This window comes from Specibacter sp. NPDC057265, assembly GCF_042668835.1.
Lineage (GTDB): Bacteria > Actinomycetota > Actinomycetes > Actinomycetales > Micrococcaceae > Specibacter.
In genome coordinates, this window is sequence record NZ_JBHUYE010000003.1 from 204633 (window position 1) to 224108 (window position 19476).

Annotated in this window: 20 protein-coding genes and 1 riboswitch; of the genes, 8 read left to right on the plus strand and 12 right to left on the minus strand. The window is 65.7% G+C overall.

Annotated elements, in window-relative coordinates; all coding sequences use genetic code 11:
- Positions 1 to 44: 44 nt before the first annotated feature.
- Positions 45 to 1142, minus strand: a complete 1098-nt coding sequence (locus ACFUCV_RS04110) for a Gfo/Idh/MocA family protein (RefSeq protein ID WP_380812301.1) — start codon at positions 1140 to 1142, stop codon at positions 45 to 47.
- A 79-nt stretch (positions 1143 to 1221) separates the two neighbouring features.
- Between ACFUCV_RS04110 and ACFUCV_RS04115 the strand changes: the two genes are divergently transcribed.
- Positions 1222 to 1920 (plus strand): DNA alkylation repair protein, encoded by a 699-nt coding sequence (locus ACFUCV_RS04115; RefSeq protein WP_380812303.1) that lies wholly within the window; start codon positions 1222 to 1224, stop codon positions 1918 to 1920.
- Between the two features lie 106 nt (positions 1921 to 2026).
- On the opposite strand, the gene ACFUCV_RS04120 is transcribed toward ACFUCV_RS04115, so the two are convergent.
- The 7 genes from ACFUCV_RS04120 to purU form a co-directional block, all read right to left on the minus strand.
- A complete protein-coding gene (locus ACFUCV_RS04120) occupies positions 2027 to 2869 on the minus strand; it encodes a carbohydrate ABC transporter permease (RefSeq protein WP_380812372.1) in 843 nt (280 codons plus the stop codon).
- Between the two features lie 50 nt (positions 2870 to 2919).
- The gene (locus tag ACFUCV_RS04125) at positions 2920 to 3825 is read right to left on the minus strand and encodes a carbohydrate ABC transporter permease (RefSeq protein ID WP_380812305.1); all 906 of its coding nucleotides are present in this window, start codon (positions 3823 to 3825) and stop codon (positions 2920 to 2922) included.
- A 92-nt stretch (positions 3826 to 3917) separates the two neighbouring features.
- Positions 3918 to 5207 (minus strand): ABC transporter substrate-binding protein, encoded by a 1290-nt coding sequence (locus ACFUCV_RS04130; RefSeq protein WP_380812307.1) that lies wholly within the window; start codon positions 5205 to 5207, stop codon positions 3918 to 3920.
- A 158-nt stretch (positions 5208 to 5365) separates the two neighbouring features.
- Positions 5366 to 6553, minus strand: coding sequence for an ROK family transcriptional regulator (locus tag ACFUCV_RS04135; RefSeq protein ID WP_380812309.1), 1188 nt, complete (start codon positions 6551 to 6553; stop codon positions 5366 to 5368).
- Between the two features lie 138 nt (positions 6554 to 6691).
- A complete protein-coding gene (locus tag ACFUCV_RS04140) occupies positions 6692 to 7210 on the minus strand; it encodes a gamma carbonic anhydrase family protein (RefSeq protein ID WP_380812311.1) in 519 nt (172 codons plus the stop codon).
- Between the two features lie 26 nt (positions 7211 to 7236).
- Complete coding sequence (locus ACFUCV_RS04145) at positions 7237 to 8226, minus strand: aldo/keto reductase (RefSeq protein ID WP_380812313.1); 990 nt, start codon at positions 8224 to 8226, stop codon at positions 7237 to 7239.
- A 50-nt stretch (positions 8227 to 8276) separates the two neighbouring features.
- Positions 8277 to 9134, minus strand: a complete 858-nt coding sequence (purU, locus tag ACFUCV_RS04150; protein ID WP_380812374.1) for a formyltetrahydrofolate deformylase — start codon at positions 9132 to 9134, stop codon at positions 8277 to 8279.
- 64 nt (positions 9135 to 9198) lie between these two features.
- A riboswitch (ZMP/ZTP riboswitch) is annotated at positions 9199 to 9287 on the plus strand.
- Between the two features lie 81 nt (positions 9288 to 9368).
- Here purU and glyA point away from each other — a divergent pair.
- Positions 9369 to 10655, plus strand: a complete 1287-nt coding sequence (glyA, locus tag ACFUCV_RS04155; protein WP_380812315.1) for a serine hydroxymethyltransferase — start codon at positions 9369 to 9371, stop codon at positions 10653 to 10655.
- Between the two features lie 5 nt (positions 10656 to 10660).
- The gene (locus ACFUCV_RS04160) at positions 10661 to 11533 is read left to right on the plus strand and encodes a bifunctional methylenetetrahydrofolate dehydrogenase/methenyltetrahydrofolate cyclohydrolase (RefSeq protein WP_380812317.1); all 873 of its coding nucleotides are present in this window, start codon (positions 10661 to 10663) and stop codon (positions 11531 to 11533) included.
- 129 nt (positions 11534 to 11662) lie between these two features.
- Here ACFUCV_RS04160 and ACFUCV_RS04165 read toward each other — a convergent pair whose 3' ends face one another.
- From ACFUCV_RS04165 to ACFUCV_RS04180, 4 genes are all read right to left on the minus strand, one after another.
- Positions 11663 to 11980: a protealysin inhibitor emfourin gene (locus ACFUCV_RS04165; RefSeq protein ID WP_380812319.1), complete on the minus strand. Its 318-nt coding sequence runs from the start codon at positions 11978 to 11980 to the stop codon at positions 11663 to 11665.
- Entirely contained in the window at positions 11977 to 13056 is a 1080-nt protein-coding gene (locus tag ACFUCV_RS04170; protein WP_380812321.1) for a M4 family metallopeptidase, read from the minus strand. The genes ACFUCV_RS04165 and ACFUCV_RS04170 overlap by 4 nt, the downstream gene beginning before the upstream one ends.
- Positions 13057 to 13241: 185 nt before the next feature.
- On the minus strand, positions 13242 to 13913 hold the full coding sequence (locus ACFUCV_RS04175) for a response regulator (RefSeq protein ID WP_380812323.1): 672 nt from the start codon (positions 13911 to 13913) through the stop codon (positions 13242 to 13244).
- Positions 13910 to 15259, minus strand: a complete 1350-nt coding sequence (locus tag ACFUCV_RS04180) for a sensor histidine kinase (RefSeq protein WP_380812325.1) — start codon at positions 15257 to 15259, stop codon at positions 13910 to 13912. The genes ACFUCV_RS04175 and ACFUCV_RS04180 overlap by 4 nt, the downstream gene beginning before the upstream one ends.
- Positions 15260 to 15384: 125 nt before the next feature.
- On the opposite strand from ACFUCV_RS04180, the gene ACFUCV_RS04185 reads away from it, so the two are divergent.
- The 5 genes from ACFUCV_RS04185 to ACFUCV_RS04205 all read left to right on the plus strand — a co-directional run bounded on the left by ACFUCV_RS04185 (position 15385) and on the right by ACFUCV_RS04205 (position 19411).
- The gene (locus ACFUCV_RS04185; protein WP_380812327.1) at positions 15385 to 16155 is read left to right on the plus strand and encodes a GAP family protein; all 771 of its coding nucleotides are present in this window, start codon (positions 15385 to 15387) and stop codon (positions 16153 to 16155) included.
- A 162-nt stretch (positions 16156 to 16317) separates the two neighbouring features.
- A complete protein-coding gene (locus ACFUCV_RS04190; RefSeq protein ID WP_380812329.1) occupies positions 16318 to 16917 on the plus strand; it encodes a hypothetical protein in 600 nt (199 codons plus the stop codon).
- Between the two features lie 66 nt (positions 16918 to 16983).
- Positions 16984 to 17814 (plus strand): exodeoxyribonuclease III, encoded by an 831-nt coding sequence (locus ACFUCV_RS04195; RefSeq protein WP_380812376.1) that lies wholly within the window; start codon positions 16984 to 16986, stop codon positions 17812 to 17814.
- 14 nt (positions 17815 to 17828) lie between these two features.
- A complete protein-coding gene (trpS, locus tag ACFUCV_RS04200; protein WP_380812331.1) occupies positions 17829 to 18857 on the plus strand; it encodes a tryptophan--tRNA ligase in 1029 nt (342 codons plus the stop codon).
- A 71-nt stretch (positions 18858 to 18928) separates the two neighbouring features.
- On the plus strand, positions 18929 to 19411 hold the full coding sequence (locus ACFUCV_RS04205; protein ID WP_380812333.1) for a 2'-5' RNA ligase family protein: 483 nt from the start codon (positions 18929 to 18931) through the stop codon (positions 19409 to 19411).
- Positions 19412 to 19476 lie beyond the last annotated feature (65 nt).

The window sequence follows — 19476 nt, forward strand, 5'->3', positions numbered from 1 at the left end:
GATGTCCCGTGGAGCCGCCTGCCGCTCCGGTGCGGCTGTGGGCATCAGAGGTCGGTGCGGGAATCATTCCAGTAGCTGACACCCATTTGCCGGCGGGCCTGGTCAAAGAGTTCCATGATGGCCAGGCTGTCATCTAGGGGCATGGTGGTGCTTTCGGTCCGGCCCGCCTGGATGCAGCGGGTCACCTCACGCAACTGGTAGGTGTATCCGCGCCCCGGATGCTCGAACCACTCGGTGCGCTCGCTGTCCCCGCCCACGCCAATGCGCAGGCCCTTGGGATTATTCACCGAGCCCACGGTTTCCACAAAGCCGCGGGATCCGGCAACCGCCGCGGTGCGCGGGCCCTGGGCGCCCAGGTAGCTCATGAGCTGGGCCTGGGCACCATTGCTGTACTGCAGGCTCAGGGAGTTTTGCGCATCCACGCCCTGCTCCGTGATTTCACCGCTGGCCACCACCGAGTCCGGCTTGCCCAGGGTGGCCCAGGCCCACAGCAGGGGATAGACGCTGATGTCCAACAGGGCCCCGCCGCCGTCGGCCGGGGCCCAAATGCGTGCCGAGGGGTCTGCGGGTGCCGGGAAGCCCAGATCGGCCCGCACCCACTTCACCTCACCAATTTCACCTGACGCAATGATTTCCATGGCCCGCTGGAAACCTGGCACAAACCTGGCCCACACAGCTTCCATCAGGAACAGTTTCCTGGTGCGGGCCAGTGCAATCAGCGCGCGGGCCTCCGCGGCCGTGATGGTCAGGGCCTTCTCGCACAGAACATGTTTGCCTGCTTCCAGGGCGGCGCGGGCAATGTCGTAGTGCTGGGCGTGCGGGGTGGCAATGTACACCACGTCCACGGCCGGATCGGCCACCAGCTGCAGGTGCCCGGCGGGTGCGGAACCATCCGCGCCGCCGTCGTAATAATGTGTGGCGAAGCCAAACTCTTCGGCAAAGGCCGCCGCGTTGTTCTCCGTGCGGGAACTGACAGCCTGCAGCACGGCGTCTTCGAGCAGGGCAAGGTCGCCTGTCACCGTGTGGGCGATGCCGCCGGTGGCCACCACCCCCCAGCGCAGGGGGGTGCCGGTGGCGGCGAGGGTTTCCGGGTTGAACGTGGAGTACCAGTCTGGGCGGCCCACAAAGCGAGGAATTGTCATGAAAACAGTCTGCCAGCAAAGCCATCCGCCGGCCCGGCAGGACTAGGCTGGAGACTGAATGTGACAACAGGGAGTTGACATGGCAGCGCAGTCCAACGCAGCAACGGCCGGAACCGCGACGGTTCAGGGGCTTTTGTCCGAGCTGGCGGCATTGGAGGATCCCCAGGTCAGGGCCGTCAATGAACGCCACGGCGATGACCACGGCGTGAACCTGGGCCAGCTGCGCGCCATTGCCAAGCGGGTGAAACCGCAGCCGGCGCTGGCAAGGGAACTGTGGGCCACGGGCGACACCGCCGCGCGGCTGCTGTCAGTGCTCATTTCCCGGCCCAAGGCCTTCACTGCCGGCGAATTGGACGCCATGGTGCGCCAGGGGCCGGTTCCCAAGGTCAATGACTGGCTGGTGAACTACGTGGTGAAGAAAAGCCCCCATGCGCAGGTGCTGCGTCCGGCGTGGCTGGCGGACCCGGACCCCGTGGTGGCCGCCTCCGGTTGGGCGCTGACCAGCGAACGGGTGGTGAAAAGCCCTGATGGCCTGGACGTGGACCACTTGCTGGCGGAGATTGCGGAGCACATGGCCACTGCGCCGCAGCGGCTGCAATGGGCCATGAACCATTGTCTGGCGCAGATTGGCATTGAACTTCCCGAACACCGTGCCCAGGCGCTGGACATTGGCGCGCGCCTGGGAGTGCTCAAGGACCACCCCACCCCGCCCAACTGCACCTCGCCCTACGCGCCGCTGTGGATCAAGGAAATACTCCGGCGCAGGGAAGCGGGCTGAGCTGGCCCCGCAGTGGGGCGAGGGCAGCGAAAAGCCTGCGCATCCGGGGCCGTTCCACAACAGGGGAACGGCCCCGGATACGCAGGCTGTCATCGTTACAGGCCTCTCAGCCCTTGACGGAACCGCTCATCAGGCCGCCCACAAAATACTTGCCCAGGAGCATGTACACAATGAGGGTGGGCACCGAGGCAATGAGCGCCCCGGCCATGGAGGCGGCGTAGTCGGTGAGCTGGCCGCCGGCCAGGAAGGACAGTGCAATGGTCACCGGCCCGTTGCGGCCGGAGGAGAAGAACGCGGCAAAGAGGTAGTCGTTCCAGGCGGAGGTGAACTGCCAGATCAAGACCACCACAAAGCCCGGCATGGACACCGGCAAAATGACCGAGGCATAGGTGCGCAGGATTCCGGCGCCGTCCATGCGCGCGGCCTCAATGAGCTCATCGGGCACGGAGGCGTAGTAGTTGCGGAAGATCAAGGTGCAGATGGGCAGGCCGTAGACAATGTGCAGCAGCATCAGCGACGGCACGCCCTGGGGAATGCCCAGGTCACTGACCAGCTGCGTCAAGGGGATCATGACGGCCTGGTAGGGGATGAACATGCCGAACAGGATCAAGGTGAAGACAATGTTCGCTCCCGGGAACCTCCACTTGGACAGCACATAGCCGTTGATGGAGCCCAGGAACGCCGAGACCAGCGCGGCCGGGACCACCAGGGAGACGGTGCGGCCCAGGGAGGGGGCCAGCGTGGTCCATGCCTTGGACCAGCCGTCGGTCTGCCACACCTGGGGCAGGTACCAGGCCCGGGAGGGATCGGCGTCGGCGGTTCCCTTGAAGCTGGTGACAATCAAAACATAGGCCGGCAGCAGGATCATGACCACAAAGAAGATCAGCAGGGCGTACTTCAAGGTCCGGTTCAGACGCCGCTTGTTGGTGCGCTTGGAATCGGATTTCATGTCCTGCGCGCTCCGCAGGCGCTTCTTGTTATTCACTGTGGCGGTGGCCATTAGCGCTTCTCCGCTCGCGAGGTGTACATGAGGTAGGGGATGACCGCCATGGCCACCAGCACCAGCAGGATCGTGCCAATGGCGGCGGCATCGGCGTAGTCGCTGCCAATGTATTTAACCCACATCAAAGTGGCCGGAACCTGCACGTCATAGGTGTTGGCGTCCGGAACAATGGCGCGGATGAGGTCAAAGAGCTTCAAGGACATGTGGCCAATGATGATCACTGCCGAGAGCATGACGGGGCTCAACTGGGGGAAGATCACATGGCGGTACAGCTTCCATTCGGTGCACCCGTCAATGCGGGCCGCTTCACGCAGCTCATCGGGGATGCCCCGGAAACCGGCCAAAAACAGGGCCATGACATAACCTGACAGCTGCCAGATGGCGGGGACGGCAATGGCCGCAATGCCCCAGGTGGGGTTGGACCACCAGTCATTTTGCAAAGCCCCCAGACCCACGCTGTCCAGCAGGCGGTTCAGCCCGGTGGTGCGCTCGCCGCCGGGTTGGCCGGTCTGCAGGCTCGAAAGCAGCCAGCGCCACACCACACCGGAGGCAATGAAGGAAACCGCCATGGGAAAGAGGTACACCGAGCGGAAGAAGCCTTCCCCCAGCGCGGGCTGCTCCAGGATCCATGCCCAGAGGAAGCCAAAGATCAAGGTGCCGCCGAGGAAGACGACTGTGAGGATGAGCAGATTCCACAAGGAGTGCTGGAAATTGGGGTCTGCCAGCAGGTTGGAGTAGTTCTCAAATCCAACGTACTTGTTGCTGGGCTTGGCCGTGTGCTGGTTGGTGAGACTGACACGGAAGTTTTCAATGATGAGCCAGTAGACGAACACGCCGACCAGAATTATGGTGGGTGCCAGCAGCAAGACGCCTGGGCCCCACGTTTTTACGCGCTTTAACATGGTTTGCCTCCTTCCAAAGAAGACTTGAACCGCAGAACTGGGGGGCGGGCGCAACGAACACGTTGCGCCCGCCCCCAGCGTTCAGGCAGTGATTACTTGGCGAACTTTTCTCCAATGTCGCCCAATGAACTTTGCAGGGTGTCAATGTCCTTGTCGCCGCCGAACTTGCTGACGGCGGTGCTCAGATCATTGAGCCAAGCCACCGGCACGGCAGCTCCGTGGGCCAGGGAGGAAACAATGGTGTCCTGGCCAAAGTCCGCAATGGCGCTCTTCTGGTACTCGGAGAAGTCGTCGGTCTTGGCGGTGGTGTTGGCCGGGATGGAACCCTTGACCTTGTTGAACGCCGCCTGGCCCTCGGCTGAACCAATGGTGGTCAGCCAAGCCTTCGCTCCGGCCGGGTTCGGGGCGCCCTTGGGGAGGGTGAAGGAGTCGGCCAGGAAGTCAAAGACGCCTTCCGTTCCGGGTGTGGGGAAGTAGACGTAGTCGACGCCGGGCTTGTCACCGTCCTGGGCAAACTTGGCCTCGGCCCAGTCACCCATGACGTTGTACGCTGCCGCGCCGTCCTGCACCAGCTGTGTGGCCGGGGCCCAGTCGCTGAGGGAGTCGCGGTCCGTGTTGGTGTAGCTCAACGCCTTCTCATACGCCTTGATGGCGTCGGTCACTTCGGCGCCCTTCCAATCCGTGGAGCCGTCCCACAGGCCGTTGTAGCCCTCGGCGCCGAGGCTGGCCAGCAGGATGTTTTCAAACAACTGCACCTGGGTCCAGGAACCGGCCACTGCCAGCGGGATGGTGCCGGTGGCCTTGATCTTGTCCATGTCCGCGAACCAGCCTTCCAGGTCCTCGGCGGGCTTTTCCGGATCAATGCCGGCCTTTTTCAGCACCTCCACATTGGCCCACACCACGTTGGCGCGGTGGATGTTGGAGGGGACCGAGTAGATCTTGCCGTCCACCGTCAGCCGGTCCACCAGGTCCGCCGGGAACTGGGCGGTGAGGTCGTTGTCGGTGTAGAAGCTGCTGAGGTCCTCGAGCTGGTCGGCGTCAATGTAGTCCTGCAGCTCGGCGCCGGCATGGGCCTGGAAGGAATCCGGCGGGTTGCCGGCCTTCAGCTGGGCTGCCAGGACGCTCTTGGCCTGGGAGCCGGCGCCACCGGCAACCGCGAGGTTGTCAAAGGTGACATCGGGGTAGTCCGTGCCGAAGACCTTGACGAGGGCGTCCAGGCCGGCCTTTTCGGAACCGTCCGCCCACCAGGTGAACACACCCACGTTGCCGCTTGCGTCCTGGGCGTTGCTGTCTTCTGCAGGGGTTTCGCCGCCGCCGCCGCAGGCGGCCAGGGTCAGACCCAGGGCTGCAACTCCGGCAAGCATGGATATGCGTCGTCGCATGTGCTTCCTCCGTGGAAATTGTTCGAAAGTGATGTTTGTGGAGCCCGCTGCGGGGCTTGCCATGTAAAAGTAACCCGCATCACTGATTGCCGTCAACTATTTAACGCAACGGCTTGGTAACGGTCTTTAATCTCCGGCGGCACCGCCGCGGGGCCGTTTTAGCCGTGGCCGGGCTGGCTGCGGCTTAGAACCAGCGAAATCGCCCCCAGCGCTTCGGCGCGGTCCCCCAGTGCGGACATGGAGACGGCGGTGACCTCGCCAATGGCCGGGACCGCATGGCGGACGAGCCCGCGCCGGATGGGGCCCAGCAGCACTTCCCCCAAGGGTGCCAGCGGGCCGCCCACCACCACGGCGGCGGGATTGATTAAATTGGCCACATTGGCCAAAGCGCGGCCCACAGCCAGGCCGGCGTCGTCAATCACCCGCAGGGTTGCGGCATCCCCGGACTGTGCCCGGGCGATGATCTCCGGCACTGTCAGGGGGGCCGTTTCCCCGCGGCTGAGCAGTTCGATCATGAGGGCCGTGGATGCCACCGTCTCCAGGCAGCCGCGGTTGCCGCAGCGGCACATCAGCCCCTGATCAAAGATCGTGGCATGGCCAATTTCGCCGGTGATCCCCGTGTGGCCGTGGTAGGGGGCGCCATTGAGGATCAGGCCGGCGCCAATGCCGGTGCCAATCTTTAGATACACCAGATCCCTCACGCTGCGGTGTTCACCCCAGGTGATCTGCGCCAGGGCGCCAAGGTTGGCGTCATTGTCCGCCATGGTGGGGATGCCCAGTGCCTGCTCAAGTTCAGCCACCAGCTTCAAGCCCACCCATTCGGGCAAAATGGCGCCGCGGATCACCGTGCCGGTCCGGTGGTCAATGGGCCCCGGGATGCCCACCCCGGCGCCCATCACGTGGCTGCGCTCAAGGTCCAGTTCCGCCAGCAGCTGCGCGAGCATGCGCCGGGCCTGGGCCATGCTGTCCGCCGCCAGATGGCCTTCGGGAAGATTGGCGTGCCGTTCCCCGAGCAGCTTGAACCCGGGGCTGGCCACAATGACGCGCACATGGCTGCGGCCAAAATCAATCCCCACCGCCACCTGGCGTTTTTCCAGCAGGGACACAGCCAGCGCCCGGCGCCCGGAACTGGTGGTGGGCCGGGTCTGCGCCAAGCCCTGGGCGGCCATGGCCCGGACAATGTTGGAGATGGTGGCGGTGGAAAGGCCTGTGCGGCGGGCCAGTTCCGCCTGCGACAGCGGCCCGCCGGCCTGCAGCACGGCCGTGATGAGCTGCTCATTGCGCCGGCGCAGCGCCGATTGGGAACCTGGCCGCGGGGCAGCTGTGGGGGTGTGCTCATCACTCATGAGTAGTAGCGTGCATCACAGCAGGCATTATGGTCAAGTTATGAACGCAAAGGCGGGAATCCTGCTGCCTTGTCAGTTAACGTTCAAAGGCCGGCGCTGGTGCCGGGGCCTTTGTCGCGGCCTCCACCCTGCTGCTCCTTAACCCTGCTGCTCCCTGTGCCTGCGGGCCAGGGCCACATAATTGGCCGCGTTTTCCCGCACGCCCGCCTGTTCTTCGGCACTGAGTCCACGCCTGACCTTGGCGGGCACCCCCGCCACCAGCGATCCCGGCGGAACAATGGTCCCTTCCAGCACCACGGCGCCGGCGGCCACCAGCGAACCGGCGCCAATGACGGCACCATTGAGGATGGTGGCCCCCATGCCCACCAGGCAGCCGTCCTCCACCGTGCAGCCGTGGACCACCGCGCCATGCCCCACACTGACATGGTCCCCAATGGTGGTGGGGAAGCCGGGATCGGCGTGCAGCACCACATTGTCCTGTAAATTGCTGCCGCGGCCCACGGAGATCGAGTTGGTGTCCGCACGCACCACCACCCCGTAAAAGGCGCTGGAGTCCGCACCCAGGCTGGCGCGTCCTATCAGCGTTGCCGACCGCGCCACAAAGGCGCTCCCATGCACAGCCGGGCTTTCGCCGTCAAAGGTAAGCAGTTCGCTCATGACAGGTCCAATCTTGAAAAGGGGGCTTACCAGCGCCCGTGGATGGTGGGGCGCAGAAGCTCGTCATAAATGCTGTGCACGCCGGCGTTGAACCCGGCGCCAAGGTCCGCGACCGCGCCCGCGGCAGCGTTGGCCCGGGCCTGTTCAGGCGTGCGGGCGCCGGGAATCACCGAGCTGACGCCGGGCAGTTGGGCGACCCAGGCCAGCGCGGCCGTGGCCGTGTCCTGCCCGTGCGCCTGGGCCAGGGCGGCGAAACGTCCGGCCGCTTCCAGCCCCACGGCGTAGTCGACGCCGGAGAAGGTCTCGCCCACGTCGAAGTGGCTGCCGTCGCGGTTGAAGTTCCGGTGGTCGTCGTCGGAAAAGGTGGTCTGGGCGGTGTATTTGCCTGACAGCAGTCCGCTGGCCAAAGGGACGCGGGCAATGATGCCCACGCCTGCCTGCTGCGCGGCAGGCAGGACCTGCTCAAGCGGTTTGAGGCGGAAGGCGTTGATGATGATTTGCACGCTCGCCACCCGGGGGCGGGCAATGGCCGCCAGTGCCTGGGCGCTGGTCTCCACGCTCACGCCGTAATGGGCCATGACGCCCTCGTCCACCAGCGTGTCCAGGGCGTCATACACCTCATCGGAGGTCACCGTGGCCGTGGGCGGGCAATGCAGCTGCACCAAATCCAGGGTGTCGGCGCCCAGCAGTTTCCGGGACCTGTCAGTCCAGGCGCGGAAGTTCGCCAGCACGTAGTTCTCCGGCAACTGCTCCAGGCGCCGGCCCATTTTGGTGGCCACCGTAAAGGCGCGCCCGTCGGCACGCTCCCGCAGGAAACGGCCAATGAGTTGCTCGCTGCGGCCATCGCCGTAGACGTCGGCAGTGTCAAAGAACGTCACCCCGGCCTCGGCTGCGGCGCTCAGGACGGCCAGGGCCTGATCTTCATCGACATTGCCCCAATCGCCGCCCAGTTGCCAGGTCCCCAGGCCAATGGCGGAAACTTCCCTGTTGCTTCGACCCAATATGTGCTTTTCCATGCACCCAGCCTAGGCCCGGCCCGGCCTGCCGCCGGACATTGACGCGGATGCTAGCCAAAGACCACCGTGCGGTGGCCGTCCAGCAGCACCCGGTGCTCGGCATGCCACTGCACGGCCTGCGCCAAAGTCCGGGCCTCCACGGCGCGGCCCATGGAAACAAACTGCTCCACGGAATGCCCGTGGTCGACCCGGATGACTTCCTGTTCAATGATGGGTCCCTCATCAAGCGCGGCGGTGACGTAATGGGCCGTGGCGCCAATGATCTTCACCCCGCGGGCATGGGCCTGGTGGTATGGCTTGGCACCCTTGAAAGAGGGCAGGAAGGAGTGGTGGATATTGATGGCTTTGCCCGCGAGCTGCTGGCAGAGCCCATCGGACAGGATCTGCATGTAGCGGGCCAGGACCACCAGTTCCACCTTCAGCTCCGCCACCAGATCCAGCAGTGCGGCCTCCGCTGCGGCCTTGGTGCCCGCGGTGACGGGAATGTAGTGGAAGGGGATGCCATAAAAATCGGCCAGCGGCTTCAAGTCCATGTGGTTGGACACGATCGCGGGAATCTCCACCGGCAAAGTCCCCGAGCGCTGCAAAAACAGCAGGTCGTTCAGGCAGTGGGCGGCTTTGGACGCCAAAATCAAGGTGCGCACGGGCGCGCCCGCCGGGTGCAGGGACCAATTGTCAAAGTCCGCAGCCACGCCGGCGAGCTGTTCGCGCAGGGCACCGAACGACGTCGTCGTTTCCACCGCCACCCGCATGAAGAAGGAGCCGGTGTCGGGATTGCCGTACTGCTGCGAATCAGTGATGTTGCAGCCGGCCTCCATGAGGGAACCCGACACGGCGTGGACAATGCCGGGCCGGTCGGAGCAGGAAAGGGTCAGCACATAACCGTGCGCGGCGGCGGGGGAACTCAATTCAGTCACCCGCCCAACGTTACCGCCCAATTCCGCCGGGCAGGGCATTGGTCCTGCATTACACTGAAAGCGTTGCAACTGGCGATGAGGTGGTCCACCACCGGGGAGCAGCACGAAACAAGACCGCAGCGATCGTACGCCTGGGACGCTCTGGTCACGAAAAGCCAACACCTGCGTGTTTGGCGATAACCTTTTCGAAGACGTTTTTTCGTGCCGCCCATCCAGGAGCCTGTAGTGACCTTCACCCCCACCCAGTCCGTGACCAACGCCCCGCTCTCCGAGCTGGACCCGGAAATTGCCGCCGTCCTCAAGGACGAGCTTGCCCGCCAGCGCGACACGCTGGAAATGATTGCCTCTGAAAACTTCGCCCCCCGCGCCGTCCTGGAAGCCCAGGGCTCCGTGCTGACCAACAAGTACGCCGAAGGGTACCCGGGCCGCCGCTACTACGGCGGCTGTGAAGCCGTTGACGTGGCCGAGAACCTGGCGATCGAGCGCGTGAAGGACCTCTTTGGCGCCGAATACGCCAACGTCCAGCCGCACTCCGGCGCCCAGGCCAACGCCGCGGCGCTCGCCGCCATGATCAAGCCCGGCGACAAGATCATGGGCTTGTCGCTGGCCCACGGCGGCCACCTGACCCACGGCATGAAACTGAACTTCTCCGGCAAGCTGTATGAAGTTGCCGCCTACGAAGTCGAACCCGACACCTTCCGCATCGACATGGACAAGCTGCGCGCCCAGGCCATTGCCGAAAAGCCGCAGGTCATCATCGCCGGCTGGTCCGCGTACCCGCGCCAGTTGGACTTCGCTGCCTTCCGCGCCATCGCCGACGAAGTTGGCGCCCTGCTGTGGACCGACATGGCCCACTTTGCCGGCCTTGTGGCAGCCGGCCTGCACCCGAACCCGGTGCCGTACTCCGACGTCGTCACCTCCACGGTGCACAAGACCCTGTCCGGCCCGCGTTCGGGCGTGATCCTGGCCAAGGCCGAATGGGCCAAGAAGCTCAACTCCGCCGTGTTCCCGGGACAGCAGGGCGGCCCGCTCATGCACGTGGTTGCCGCCAAGGCCGTGGCCTTCAAGGTTGCCGCCGGTGAAGAGTTCGCCGAACGCCAGGCCCGCGTCCTGGAAGGCGCCAAGATCATCGCCGAGCGCCTGAACGCACCCGACGTTGCCGAAGCCGGCGTCTCCGTGCTGACCGGCGGCACCGATGTGCACCTGGTGCTGGTGGACCTGCGCAACTCGGAAATGAACGGCCAACAGGCCGAGGACCTGCTGCACAGCGTGGGCATCACCGTCAACCGCAACGCCGTGCCGTTCGACCCCCGCCCCCCGATGGTCACCTCCGGGCTGCGCATTGGCACCCCGGCATTGGCCACCCGCGGCTTTGGCGCCAAGGAATTCACCGAAGTTGGCGAGATCATTGCCGCTGCCCTGAAGGGGGGTGCCGACGTCGACGCCCTCAGCGCCCGCGTCAAGGCACTCGCTGCGAACTTCCCGCTGTACCCCGGCCAGGAAGAATGGTAAAAAGCATGACGGCGCAAATTCTTGACGGCAAGGCCACCGCCGCCGCCATCAAATCCGAACTGACCGAACGTGTTGCGGCCCTCGCCGCCCGTGGCGTCACCCCGGGTCTGGGCACCATCCTGGTGGGCTCGGATCCGGGCTCGCAGTGGTACGTGGGCGGAAAGCACAAGGACTGCGCCGAAGTGGGCATTAAGTCCATCCGCATTGATCTGCCGGACACCGCCACCGAGGAAGAGGTCCTGGCCGCCGTGCGCCGGCTCAATGCGGACCCGTCCTGCACCGGCTACATTGTCCAACTGCCGCTGCCGGCGCACATTGACCAGGATGTGGTGCTGGAGGCCATTGACCCGGCCAAGGACGCCGACGGCCTGCACCCCATGAACCTGGGGCGCCTGGTGGCCAATGTGAACCGGCCCATGGCCTCGCCGCTGCCGTGCACGCCCAAGGGCTGCATTGTGCTGCTGGAACGCCATGGGATTGCCTTGAACGGCAAGCGGGTGCTGGTGGTGGGCCGCGGCGTGACGATTGGCCGGCCCATGGGCCTGCTGCTGACCCGCCGCGACATCAACGCCACGGTGGTCCTGGCCCACACCGGGACGCAGGATCTGGCCGCCGAACTGCGGACCGCCGACGTGGTGGTTGCCGCCGCCGGCGTGCCGCACATGATCAAGGCCGCGGACCTGAAGCCCGGTGCCATCGTCCTGGACGTGGGCGTCAGCCGGGTCGATGACGGCAATGGCAAGGCAGTTGTCACCGGGGACGTGGAGCCTGCTGCAGCGTCGGTTGCCAGCTGGATCTCCCCCAACCCGGGTGGTGTGGGCCCCATGACCCGCGCGATGCTGCTGGCCAACGTGGTGGAGGCCGCCGAGCGCGCCTGAGGCAGCCGGGCCCACCCGTCACGGGTGCCACGGCGGCGGGCGCCGCACGGAAACCACCTTCCGTGCGGCGCCCGTCTTGTGCGTGGGCCGCTTTGTGGGTGGGGCGCCTCGTGGGTGGGCCGAAACGGCCTAGTACCCGATGGATTCGGTGCGCTCCGGGCGGCCGTCCACCCAGGCCATGAGCTGGCGGACGTTTTCCGGCAGGGTCTCATCCGTGAAGTGCACGCACACCGGCGGGCCCGCCTCCTCCAAGGAGATTTCGTACAGCTGGGCATCGGCCCAGCGGCTGGCCGGCGGGGGCGGCGGCGGAGGTTGGAGCTGGAGCTCGGCGCGGGCCACCTCGCCGGCAAAGGCTTCGGCGGCAGGCTGCGGCAGTTTTTGGGCGTCGAGTTCCGTCTGCGCCACAATGCCGGCCAGACCGCCGCCCCTGCGGATTGTCAATTTCATGTCAGAACGCCGACCTCTTTCCAAGCGTTGTGGACCGCGTCCTGCTCGGTGGAGCTGAACAGGGATCCGGCAATGTCGACGGTGGCCCGGGCGGCCTCGTCGAACTGGGTGTTGGGGCGCAGCCTGTTGGTGAGCGCCGTGTACCAAATCCTGCCCGCCTTGTCCCAGGCGTGCCCGCCCAAGGCTGTGGCAGCCAGGGCGAATGCGCGGTTGGGGATGCCGGAGTTGATGTGGACCCCGCCATTGTCATTGCGGGGGTCGTTGTTGTCCGGCAGGTCCACATAGTCGTCCATGTGGCCCGGTTGCCGGTCGCCGGAGTATGCCGTGCCCGGATTCAGCATGGAGCGCAGCGCGGTTCCGAGACCGGGAACCAGGATCCCCTCCCCAATGAGCCAGCTGGCGTCGGCCGCCTCCTGCTTGAGGCTGTACTGCTTGACCAGCGAGCCGAAGACGTCGGAGAAGGACTCATTGAGCGCCCCGGACTGTTTGCTGTAGACCAGCCCCGCGGTGAACTCGGTGACGCCGTGGGTCAATTCATGCGCAATCACATCCAGGGAGCGGGTGAGTCCGCCGACCTGGAAAATCCGGCCGCTGCCGTCCCCGTAAACCATTTGGGCCCCGTCCCAGAATGCGTTGTCAAAGGCGACGCCGTAGTGGACGGAGGAGACAAGCTCCAGTCCGGCGCCGTCGAGGGAGTTGCGCTGGTACACCTGGCGGTAAAACTCGTAGGTGGCGCTGCTGCCGTCGTAGGCCTGGTTGACGGCCTCGTCCGCCACCGGCGGCTGTCCCCAGTCGCGGGCCCGGACCCCGGGCAGGAAGGTCCGGCCCTTGTTCTGGTTGTCATAGACGGTCAAACGGCGGTCGGGGGCGACGTCGAAGCCCACCATGGCCCCAATGTTGACGTTGAGCTGTCGGTTCAACCGGCCGATCACGGCACGTTGGGAACGCATGGCCGCGGAGGTGGCCAGGGCCCGGACGGCGGCTTCACGCTGTTCAGGGTCGCCGTCGAGCGCCAAACGCCCCAGCAGATCCGGCGGGGCAATGGTGCACCGCGTGGTTCTCGTCAAAGCCGGCATGGTCCCGTTCCTTCCCCCGTGGCAGCTCACTTGGCCCTCGCTGCGGCCGTGCTGCCGTTGTCCGGCAGAGAATGCGCCGTCCCACCATGATGCGCCCAATGCCAGCCAACGGCAAGGATGGCGCTGCTGGCTGCTGGCTGCTGGCTGCTGGCGGCATGGCACTGCACTGGCCTCGGCGTGCCCGGTCAGCGCCACGTTGGCAAAAGGGCCACCTGCACCCGGCTCTGCAACCCCAACTTGGCCAGCACCCGCGAAACGTGCGTCTTCACGGTGGTTTCGGAAATGCCCAGCCGGCGGCCGATGGAAAAGTTCGTCAACCCCTGGCGCAGGGCGCCGAATACTTCACGTTCACGCTCGGTGAGGTGCTCCCAGCCCGGCGGCTCCCCGGGGCCCTGGGCTGCAGGCATGTTGGCTGAAAGCGCCGCGGCCACGATCCGCGCCGTCACCTCCGGGGCAATGACCTGGTCGCCCTCGTGGACCCGGCGCAGGGCCGCGGTGATTGCCTCCGGCTCCGCGGTCTTGAGCAGGAACCCGGCCGCTCCGGCGCGCAGGGCACCAAAGAGCTGGGTGTCATGGTCAAAGGTGGTCAGCACCAGCACCGTGGACAGGCCTTCCGCCGTGATGATCCTGGTGGCCTCGATGCCGTCCATGACGGGCATGCGCAGGTCCATGAGCACCACGTCGGGGCGCAACGCCCGCGCCATGGCCACGGCGCTTGCACCGTCACCGGCCTCGCCCACCACTTCCATGTCCGCCGAGGTGTCCACCACCATGCGCATGCCAAGCCGGATGGCCCCATGGTCATCGGCAATAAGCACCGTGATGGGCCGGGGCGCGGCCGGGGTGGGCGTGTTCATGCCAGGTTCCCTTCGTGGGCGGTTTTGAAGCTTGCGGGGTTTGCCGGGCCGGCAAGCGGCAACCGCAGGAGAACCTGCCAGGCATTGGCCACCGGGCCGGCACTTAGTGATCCTCCGGCGTGCGCGGCACGAAAATGCATGCTGGGCAGTCCTGTTCCGGTTCCGGACGGGGGGCCTGCAGGCTGCAGGGGCAGCGCATTGCCCACGCGCAGCAAAAGTTCATGCCCGGCGGGTGGCGTGTCCGGGGCCGGCATCTCCGGGGCCGGCGTGTCCGCTGCCGGGACGGACGCGGAGGACAGGGAGAGGTGCACGGCTGTTCCGGGCGCATGCTTGGCGGCGTTGGCGAGCGCCTCGGCCGCAATCCGGTACACGGTGGTCTGTACGGCCGGCGGCAGGTGCTGGCCGCCGTCGGGCAGCTCAATGGAGAAATCCACCCTCTGCCCTGCTGCGCGATGACCCTCAATGAGTGCCCGCAGCTCTGAAATTTGGCCCGGAGCCTGGCTCGACCCGCCCGAATGGAGCAAGCGGATCATGGTGTTGAGTTCATCCAGGCCGGCCACACTTTCCTTGCGGATCTGGCGCAGGAGGGCCGACTCGGGACCGCTCCGGGCCGCGTGGAGGGCCGCGCCTGACTGCAGGGCGATGGCGGAGAGCCGGGCCGAGATCACGTCGTGCAGTTCACGCGCCATATGCTGGCGTGCCTGTTCCAGGGCGAGGTCATGGGCGTTCCGTTCAGCGAGAAGCCTTTGCGCGGCGGCCTCGTGGACGGCGTCCGCACGGGCAGACTCGCTTTGGGCAAGGACAGTTGCCTTGCGCAGGTTCCCGGCCCACTCCACCGGCGTCAGGAGGGTCAGCACCGCCACGAATCCAGCGGCCACAGTCAGGCCGGCGTCCCGCGATGAGCCGTAGACGGTGAGCAGCAGGAGGGCCGAGAGGACCCACGCGGTGCGGGAGGCCCGTAGGGAAGCCCTTGGCGTGGCGAAGAGGACCACCGAGAAAAAGAGCTCAAAAATCAAGATGAAGGCTCCCGCATGTCCGGCCAGCAGCAGCCCCATTGCGGCAATGCCGCACATCCAGGCCATGGCAGGGGCGGCGGTGCGGCGGAACAAGACGCCACAGCAGCCAAGGACCGCCAGAGCCGGCCAAGCCGACGCCAGCCACTGCACCTTGAGGCTGCCGAACGCAGTGAAATTGACTGCTTCCAGGAGCCAGAAAAGCACAAAGTAACCCCCGGCCAAGGCCAGATCCTCGACCCTGGTCCTGGCCAGGGCGCGCACGTCCAGTGCCAGCCAGCTGGTGAGCAGCCGCCGGGGCAGGTGCGGGGCGGCGGCCGGGGATTGTTCCATAGCCCCATCTTCCGGTGCGGTGCGGCGCCGGGCAAGACGGGCACGCAGCAATGGGACGAAGGTATGACACGGGCATGGTTCCCTTGGCCGACGCCGTCCGGGCCCGTCCTTGGCACGCTGAAGCCATGACACTTGCAATCCATGCCCAGTTGGCGGTTTTGGCGCTCATTGACAGCACCAGCATTGGCACCTTGCTGATTCCGCTGTGGCTCATGCTGCGCCCGGATGCCCGCCGGATTGTCCCGCGGATCCTGTTGTACCTGGGCGTGCTGGCGGGCTTTTATTTCCTGGTGGGAATCGCTGCCCTCAGCGGGGCTGATTGGATCCTCAACGGGTTGGGGGAGCAGTCCCTGACGGCCGTGCCGGTGGTCCAGTGGGCCATGGTGCTCGGCGGCGGCGGCATGCTGGCGTTCGCGTTCCGCCCGGATCCGGCGAGGAAGGCCCGGAAACAGGCAGTCATGGCAGGACCGGACGGCCAGTCTTCACCCGCGCCAGGCAGTCCGGAGGTCAAATGGCGGACACGGCTGTCCCGGGCACTGCACAGCCCTGGCGGATTGCTCGGCCTGGCCCTGATTGCGGGTCTGCTGGAGCTGCCCACCATGCTGCCGTATCTGGTGGCCATTGGATTAATTTCACACTCAACGCTGGCGCTGCCGGGGGAAATATCCGTGTTGGCCCTCTACTGCCTGGTGATGTTGCTGCCGGCGGTGCTGTTGCTGGCGCTCAGGGCCTCGCTCGGTGCCCGGCTGGATCCGCTTTTCCAGTGGCTGAACCACAAGCTGGGGAAGTTTGCCGGCGAGACCCTGCTGTGGGTGCTGGGAATTGTGGGCTTTTTGCTGCTCCGGGCCGGCCTGGCAGCGCTTGCGCCCACGGCCGCCTGGAACCCTTTCACGTAGTGCGCGCCGAGACCGACCCGGCGCCGTCGGGTCAGACGCGGCGCCGCATCGGACCCGACGGCGCTGGGTCGGTCTCGGCGCAGCGGCGTGGAATTGGGCTGCGCCGTTCGCCACTGGTGGAAGCCGGTTCTGCGGCCGCCGCGGATTTGAGAGAATGAAGCCATGACTTCTCTTGGAACCGGCAAAATGTCCAAACCCAGCAAGTTCTCCGGACTTGGCACCATGGTGCTGGCCGCCGTTTTCCTGGTGGCCCTGGTGTTCGCGGCCAACAGTTCCACGATTCTGGGGTGGGTCATTGCCGCCGTTGCGCTGGGCTGGCTGGTGCTGTCCACCTTTGTGTACATTGGCGTGCACAAGGCCGCAGCCTTTGGCGCCCGCCAGGTGGCGCTGGCGCAGGCCCAAATGGCGCAGCAGGGCGGCGCCGCCGGATCCGACGGCGGCACGCGCCTGGTATCCCAGGATTCGGACTCACGCTCGGCGCAAAAGGCCCGGGACCTCAAACTCGACCACTCCTTTAAAATCATCAACGTCCAGGTGGGCGTGGTCAACGAATACCTGGGCAGGGACTCCGCAATGGTGGCCAGGGCCCTGGAAACCATTGACATCACGGCAGCCAACGGCCGGGGCATGATCAACCCGAACTGGGAGGCCCAAGAGGCCAAAATGGACGCCGCCATGGCACGGAAAAACGCCGGGCGGTCCCAGCAGCCCACCAGCGCCCGCGACGGCGACGAACCCGTCAGCGGCGTCGTGGTCGACTAGCCGCCACAGCTGCAATCAAGGTCTCCACGCCGTCCTGCAGGTAAGGTTGAACAAGTGAGCAATGCTATGGAAAACGGTCGCCTGCGGGTCGCCAGTGTCAACGTCAATGGTCTGCGGGCCGCCTATAAAAACGGGATGGGGCCCTGGCTTGCCGCGCGGGATGTGGACATACTTTGTCTGCAGGAAGTGCGCGCACCCGATGCCATTGTGGAGGGTTTCCTGGGGGAGGAATGGCACCTGTTGCATGCCGAAGCCGAGGCCAAGGGCCGGGCCGGGGTGCTGATTGCCTCCCGCAAGGACCGCATTGCCCCCGTGGCGACCCGCAGCGGCATTGGAGATGACTACTTTGCCACCACCGGCCGCTGGGTGGAGGCCGACTACGCCCTTATCGGTTCCGACGGCGCACCCACCACCTTGACGATCGTCAGCGCCTACGTGCACTCGGGCGAGGTGGGCACCCCCAAGCAGGATGACAAGTTCCGTTTCCTGGACACCATGGTGGGCCGTCTGCCGCAGCTGGCCGCGGCCAGCGACCACGCCCTGGTGGTGGGGGACCTGAACGTGGGCCATTCCACCCTGGACATTAAAAATTGGAAGGGCAATGTCAAGCGCGCCGGCTTCCTGCCTGAGGAACGGGCCTACTTTGACAGGTTCTTCGGAGCGGAAATTGGCTGGAAGGACGTGGCCCGTGAACTGGCGGGGGAGGTGGAGGGCCCCTACACCTGGTGGTCCAACCGCGGGCAGGCCTTCACCAACAACACTGGATGGCGGATCGACTACCATATGGCCACCCCCGGGCTTCTGGCCAAGGCCGAGCAGGCAGTGGTGGACCGGGCCGAGTCCTACGAAAGCCGCTTTTCCGATCACGCCCCGCTCGTCGTCGACTACAAGTTCTAAAGGACCTTCCCCCCATGAGTGAAACCGCCGCCCGCCCACGCGTACTTTCCGGCATGCAGCCCTCCGGGGACTCGCTGCACCTGGGAAACTACCTTGGCGCCCTGGTCAACTGGGTGAAGAACCAGGACGACTACCAGACACTGTTCTTCATCCCGGACATGCACGCCATCACCGTCACGCAGGACCCTGCGGAACTGCGGGCCCGTACCCGCAAGACCGCCGCCCAGTACCTTGCCGGCGGAATTGATGTGGAGAAGTCCACACTGTTTGTGCAGTCCCACGTGCCCGAGCATGCACAGCTGGCATGGGTGCTGAACTGCCTCACCGGCTTTGGCGAGGCGTCGCGGATGACGCAGTTCAAGGACAAGTCGGCCAAGGGTGGTGCGGAGCAGTCCAGCGTGGGCCTCTTTACCTACCCGGTGCTGATGGCCGCGGACATTTTGCTGTACCGCCCCGAGGGGGTTCCCGTGGGTGATGACCAACGCCAGCATGTGGAACTGGCCCGTGACCTGGCCAAACGCTTCAACTTCCGTTTTGGCGAGACCTTTGTGGTGCCCGAAGCCTTCATTCAAAAGGAAGGCGCCAGGATATATGACCTGCAAAATCCGACGGCGAAGATGTCCAAGTCCGCCTCCGGCCCCAACGGGCTCATCAATATCCTCGACGATCCCAAGGTGACGGCCAAGCGGATCAAATCGGCCGTCACGGATGCCGGGACAGTGGTGGCCCACGACCGGGAGAACAAGCCCGGCGTCACCAACCTGTTGGAGATCCTGGCGACGCTGACCGACAAGCCGATGGATGCGCTCGTTGCCGAGTATGAGGGCAAAATGTACGGGCATTTAAAGGTCGATGTGGCTGAAGCCGTAGTGGCCCGCTTGGAGCCGATCCGGGCGCGGACCCTGGAACTGCTCGATGACCCGGCTGAACTCGACACCCTTTTGGCCCGTGGCGCGCAGAAGGCCCGTGGGATTGCCTCGGCAACCCTGGCTGAGGTGTATGAGAAGGTTGGCTTTCTGCCTCCCCTGCGGACAGCGGGATAACTGTGCCGGGCATAGGACAACGCGGGGGGTCCCCGACTCCCCAGGCGGGCAGTCTCGGGGTCATCATTTCCTTGCCGGCAGCCCTTGCCCAGGAGCTCAGCGCACGGCGGGCCGACTACGGGGGAGCGGAGGCCGCCGTCGTCCCGCCGCACATCACGCTGGTCTCGGGGCGCGCCAGCGGGCCCTGGGAGGCGGCCGCCAAGCACGTGCGCGCGGTGGCGGCGCTGACCGAACCGTTCCGGATTTCCCTGCGGGGCACAGGCAGCTTTGCGCCGGTGTCCCAGGTGGTGTTTTTGCGGGTGGATGAGGGTGCGCACCAGTGCGCGCAGCTGCACCGGGAGCTGCTGCGCGGACCCATTGAACATTTGCTGGCCTACGATTTCCACCCGCACCTGACAGTTGCACATGACCTTGATGCGGCAGTGATGGACAATGCCAAGGCGCAGCTGGCCGATTTCGCGGCGGAATTCGAGGTGAACAGCATTGGCCTGTTCGACTACCTCGACGGCGCCTGGGCTCTGCGTGAGGAGTTGGCGCTTGGGGGCGCGGGATAAAAACGAGGAAGCGGCCGCAGCGGGTGGCCGTTTCCTGGGGTTGTCCGCTCCGGGGGTGTCCGCTC